General features: G+C 68.2%; 6 protein-coding genes. 1 reads left to right on the top strand and 5 read right to left on the bottom strand.

The window, feature by feature from the left end:
* Nucleotides 1-94 precede the first annotated feature (94 nt).
* Complete coding sequence (locus HRUBRA_RS14280) at nucleotides 95-859, top strand: SDR family NAD(P)-dependent oxidoreductase (protein WP_052094964.1); 765 nt, start codon at nucleotides 95-97, stop codon at nucleotides 857-859.
* Here HRUBRA_RS14280 and dapE read toward each other — a convergent pair.
* The 5 genes from dapE to HRUBRA_RS14255 all read right to left on the bottom strand — a co-directional run.
* The gene (gene dapE, locus HRUBRA_RS14275; protein WP_035518286.1) at nucleotides 845-1,978 is read right to left on the bottom strand and encodes a succinyl-diaminopimelate desuccinylase; all 1,134 of its coding nucleotides are present in this window, start codon (nucleotides 1,976-1,978) and stop codon (nucleotides 845-847) included. The genes HRUBRA_RS14280 and dapE overlap by 15 nt on opposite strands.
* An 18-nt stretch (nucleotides 1,979-1,996) precedes the next feature.
* Nucleotides 1,997-3,010, bottom strand: a complete 1,014-nt coding sequence (gene dapD / locus HRUBRA_RS14270) for a 2,3,4,5-tetrahydropyridine-2,6-dicarboxylate N-succinyltransferase (RefSeq protein WP_035518284.1) — start codon at nucleotides 3,008-3,010, stop codon at nucleotides 1,997-1,999.
* An 18-nt stretch (nucleotides 3,011-3,028) separates the two neighbouring features.
* Complete coding sequence (locus HRUBRA_RS14265) at nucleotides 3,029-3,385, bottom strand: ArsC family reductase (protein ID WP_035518282.1); 357 nt, start codon at nucleotides 3,383-3,385, stop codon at nucleotides 3,029-3,031.
* A gap of 156 nt (nucleotides 3,386-3,541) precedes the next feature.
* Nucleotides 3,542-4,198: an endonuclease III gene (nth, locus tag HRUBRA_RS14260; protein WP_035518280.1), complete on the bottom strand. Its 657-nt coding sequence runs from the start codon at nucleotides 4,196-4,198 to the stop codon at nucleotides 3,542-3,544.
* Nucleotides 4,192-5,158: aminotransferase class I/II-fold pyridoxal phosphate-dependent enzyme (locus HRUBRA_RS14255; protein ID WP_035518277.1), on the bottom strand; the 967-nt coding region annotated here is incomplete at its 5' end. The genes nth and HRUBRA_RS14255, both read right to left, overlap by 7 nt.

Genomic DNA, 5,158 nt, shown 5'->3' with positions numbered 1-5,158 from the left:
GGGCGCGCCCCTTCGCACAGCCTGCCGGGACGCGCCGTGCGCTTCGATGTCTACCCTAATCCCATGTATTACACGACCGAGCAGGAGAGCACCCATGACCAATGACAAGCCTATCGCCCTGGTGACCGGAGCGTCCTCGGGCCTCGGCGAGGAGTACCTGCGCCAGCTTGCGCCGCGCTGTCGCCATATCATCGCCGTGGCCCGCCGCGGCGAGCGGCTGGATGCCCTCGCCCGGGAACTGGCCCCGACGGTGACCGTGGAGCCGCTGGTTGCCGATCTGGCAACGGTAGAGGGCCAGGTGCGCGTGGTCGAGGCCCTGCGCCAGCGCGGCCCCGTGCAGTTATTGGTGAATAATGCCGGCTTCGGTACTTTCGGTCCCTTTGCCGACAGTGACATCGAGCGGGAGCTCGCCATGGTCCGGGTGCACCAGGACGCCACGCTGCGCCTTACCCGCGCGGCGCTGCCCTTCATGCGCGAAGCCGGCGGTGGTCAGGTGATCAACGTCGCCTCCATTGGTGCCTTCCTGCCGATGCCCAGCACCGCCGTCTACGGTGCCACCAAGGCCTTCCTCAGCAGCTTCTCACGCTCACTCCAGGCGGAGGTGAAGCAGCACGGCATTCGCGTCCAGGCGCTTTGTCCCGGTCTCACGCGGACGGAGATCCACAGCAGGGACAGCTTCGAGGGCTTCGATTCGGCGCGCATGCCGCCGGAACTCTGGATGGAGGCGGATGCGGTGGTCGCCGAGAGCCTGGCGGCCCTGGACGGTGACGGCGGGGAGGTGGTGCTGGTCACGGGCGCGCAGAACCGCACCATGGTCTCCGCGGCGCTGGTGCAGCTGCATGATTCAGTCGGCGAGTAGCTTTCCGAGAACGCTCTCGTAAATCTCTGCGAGGGTCAGAAGGTCCTCGCAGCGCACGCATTCGTTTACCTGATGGATGGTGGCGTTCACCGGCCCGAGCTCCAGCACCTGGGCGCCCGTGGGCGCGATGAAGCGACCGTCGGAGGTGCCGCCGGCGGTGGATAGCAGCGTCTCGCGGCCGGTAACGGCACGAATGGCCGCCTGGGTGGCGGCCACCAGCTCGCCTTCCGGGGTAAGAAAGGGCTCTCCGAAGAGCGTCCAATGCAGGTGGTAGTCGAGGCCGTGCCGGTCGAAGATCTCCTCCACCGCGGCCTTGAGACCCGCTGCCGTGCTTTCCGTGGAAAAGCGGAAGTTGAACAGCACAGTGAATTCCCCGGGTACCACGTTGGTGGCGCCGGTGCCCCCGTACGCATTGGTGAGCTGCAGGCTCGTAGGCGGGAAGAAATCGTTGCCGGCGTCCCAGTGCCGGGACGCCAGTTCCGCCAAAGCCGGCAGGGCGCGATGGATCGGGTTATCCGCCCGCTGCGGGTAGGCCACGTGCCCCTGTACGCCGCGTACCGTGAGCGTCGCGCCCAGGGAGCCCCGGCGGCCGTTCTTGACCACATCACCGACGTGCTCGGAGCTTGAGGGCTCCCCCACGAGGCACCAGTCGATGGTCGTGCCCTGCTCCCGGAGCCATTCCACAACGCGCACGGTGCCGTCCGTCGCCGGCCCTTCCTCGTCGGAGGTGATGAGAAAGCCGATGCGGCCGCGGTGGTCCGGGTGAGACGCGATAAAGCGCTCCGTAGCCACCACCATGGCCGCCAGGCTGCCCTTCATGTCCGCCGCCCCGCGGCCCCGGAGCATGCCGTCCGTTTCCGTTGGGGTGAAGGGATCGCTCTCCCAGGCGCTTGCCGGCCCCGGCGGAACCACATCCGTGTGCCCGGCGAAGACAAACAGCGGCCCTGCCGGGTCGCCGTGCTCCGCCCAGAAGTTCTCCGTGTTGCCGAAGGGCAGGGGTGTGCAGCGAAAGCCCAGGGCCGCAAGCCGGTCCATCATCAGCACCTGGCAGCCGGCATCCTCCGGGGTGACCGAAGGGCGGCTGATGAGATCGCGGCAGAGGGCGATGACCGGTTCCATAGCGGGCTTCCTGTCCGGTTAGTTGTGTTGGTGCAGGGCTTCGTTAAGCGCAATAGCCGTGCGGTTGGTCTGACACTCCACCGCGCCGTTCAGGGAGTTGCGCCGGAACAGAAGATCGGACAGGCCCGCGAGGTCACGGGCCTTCACGGTTTCGGCGGGCTGGCCGTCGCTGTCCAGCACCGTCACCTTGGTGCCGGCGGTGACGAAGAGCCCCGCCTCGACCGTGCAGCGATCCCCGAGGGGAATGCCGATGCCGGCGTTGGCGCCAAGGAGGCACTGGCGCCCCACGGAAATGATGATGTTGCCCCCACCGGAGAGCGTGCCCATGGTCGAGCAGCCGCCACCGAGATCCGAGGCCGCGCCGACAAACACACCGGCGGAGACCCGTCCTTCGATCATGCCGGGGCCTTCGGTGCCGGCATTGAAGTTGATGAAGCCCTCGTGCATGACCGTGGTGCCTTCGCCGAGGTAGGCGCCCAGGCGCACCCGCGCCGTGTGAGCAATGCGTACGCCTGTGGGCACCACGTAGTTGGTCATCTTCGGGAACTTGTCGACGCAGCTGACCTCGAGCACGCGTCCGGCAAGCCGTGCGGCGAGCTGGCGCTCAGCGAGCTCGGGCAAGGCAATCGGGCCCTCGTCGGTCCAGGCCACGTTGGGCAGCAGACCAAAGAGCCCTTCCAGGTTGGTGCCGTGGGGCTTGACCAGGCGGTGCGAGAGAAGGTGCAGTTTGAGGTAAGCCTCCGGGACCGACCCGGGCGCGGCATCGCTCTCAAGCAGCGTGCAGGCCACCGGGCGTTCGCTGTCGCGAAGGCGGGCGGTCAGTGGCCCAAGGGCAGGGTCGTCGGCGACGGTTGCGGCGAGGCCCGCGAGCGCTTCCCTCGTCAGGGGCTCGCTGCTGGCGAAAGCACGCACCCGCTCGACAAGGCCGGGGGCCGGGGCGAGCAGAGGCTGCGGGTAGAAAACGTCCAGCCAGTTACCCTGGCTGTCCTGGGTGCCCGGGCCGATGGCGAAGGCGAAAGCGCTGTCAGTCATGGTGGTTCCTGTTTTAGTTCAGAGCGTGTGGCGCTCGAAAAGGCGCTCATAGTCCGCCTCACGGAAGCCGCAGTGCAGGCCGGCCCCGGTGTCGAGGAGGGGACGCTTGACCAGCGTTGGCTGCTCGAGGATGGCGGCGATCGCCGTGTTCCGGTCAAGGTTTTCGCGGGTGCTTGCCGGCAGCGCGCGCCAGCTGGTACTGCGCCGGTTGACGAGCGCATCGGCACCGAGTTCGTCGATCCAGGCGGCCACGGCTTCGGGCGCCAGGCCGTCCTCGCGAAAGTCGTGGAAGCGGTACTCGATGCCGTGCGCCTCCAGCCATCGCCGCGCCTTGCGGACCGTGTCGCAGTTGCTGATGCCGTAGACCGTAATCACTGCTGCTGCCCTCCCTGGGCCCGCGCCGGGGCGAGAGGATAGCAAAAGGGAGGCCCCTGTGGCAGCGGCGTCCTCGCCGCGGTGCGCTCGGGGAAAACCGCTTAACGCGGGCGGCGCGAAGGCGCACCCTCGGCAAGGCTCAGCGCCCGGCGGGGTTCAGGCCTTGCGGGTTTTTTTGGGGTGTTTGCGCCCGGGGTAGCAGGTGCGGCAGATTTCGCAGCCGCGGCCGTCGCAGCCCCGGGCGGTGCAGTGCTCGCGACCGTAAAAGATGATCTGCAGGTGCAGATCGTTCCAGGTCTCTCGCGGGAAAAGGCGCTTCAGGTCGCGCTCGGTCTGAGTAACGTTCCTGCCCGAGGACAAGCCCCAACGCTGCGCCAGGCGGTGGATATGGGTATCTACCGGGAAGGCCGGTTCGCCGAAGGCCTGAGCCATGACGACGCTCGCGGTCTTGTGGCCTACGCCGGGGAGGCGCTCGAGGGCGTCCAGGTCAGCCGGCACGGTGCCGCCATGCTCCTCGACGAGGATTTCGCTCAGGCGCCTGATCGCCTTCGCCTTCTGCGGCGACAGGCCGCAGGGCCGTATCACGGCGCGGATCTCCTCCTCCATCAGCACCGCCATGGCGGCTGGAGTGTCTGCGCGAGCAAAGAGCGCCGGGGTGACCTGGTTGACGCGCTCATCCGTGCACTGTGCCGACAACAGTACGGCCACCAGCAGCGTGAAGGGGTCTTTGTGATCCAGGGGAACCTGCGGATCCGGATAAAGGGCGGCCAGCTTCGCCTGAATGAAGCTGCCCCGTTCGGGCTTGCTCAGCATTCTGAGCGGGCCAGCAGGGCGGCGATACGTCGGGCCGCCTCGATGCAGTCCTCAAGCTCGGCAACGAGGGCCATGCGCACCCGGCCGGCGCCCGGGTTCCCGGCGCCCGTTTCCCGGCCCAGAAAGCGCCCCGGTAGCACCGTGACACCTTCCTCGGCGTAGAGGCGGCGGGCGAACTCCCGGTCGTCGCCGGGGGTTTCGGGCCACAGATAAAAGCCGGCCGGGGGCAGGGAAAGCCCCAGCGGCTGTCCGAGGATGTCGAGCACGGCGCTGAACTTGGCGCGATAGCGATCCCGGTTCTCCCGCACATGGGTCTCGTCGCGCCAGGCGACGATGCTCGCCTGCTGGTGATGCGGTGGCATGGCGCAGCCGTGATAGGTCCGATAACGGGCGAAGGCGTCGATGAGCGCGGCATCGCCGGCGACGAAGCCGGAGCGCAGTCCCGGCAGGTTGGAGCGTTTGGACAAGCTGTGGAAGCTCAGGCAATTGCGGTAGCTCCTGTTGCCGGCCAGTCGCGCGGCCGCCAGCAGCCCCGGCGGGGGCTTTGCCTCATCGGCGTAGAGCTCTGAGTAGCATTCGTCGCTCACCAGCACCACGTTGTGGGCGAGGGCCCGGTCGACAAAGGCGGCGAGTTCCTCAAGGGAGAGCACGGCGCCACTCGGATTGCCCGGGGTGCACAGGTACAGGAGCTGACAGCGGTCCCAGTCCGCCGCCGCGAGGTCTTCCGGAGCGGGAAGGAAGCCGCGCTCGGGGGTGAGGTCGAGGAAACGCACCTCCGCCCCGGCGAGGAGCGCTGCGCCCTCGTAGATCTGGTAAAAGGGGTTCGGCGACGCGACCAGGGCGCCGCGGCTGCGGTCCACGCAGGCCTGGGCGATGGCGAAAAGCGCCTCGCGGGTGCCGTTTACCGGCAGCACCTCCCGCTCCGGGTCTGCCGGGGGCAGGCCGTGGCGCGCGGCGAGC

The sequence above is a fragment of the Pseudohaliea rubra DSM 19751 genome (genome assembly GCF_000764025.1).
Taxonomy (GTDB): domain Bacteria; phylum Pseudomonadota; class Gammaproteobacteria; order Pseudomonadales; family Halieaceae; genus Pseudohaliea; species Pseudohaliea rubra.
This window is presented reverse-complemented; position numbering and strand designations above follow the sequence as displayed.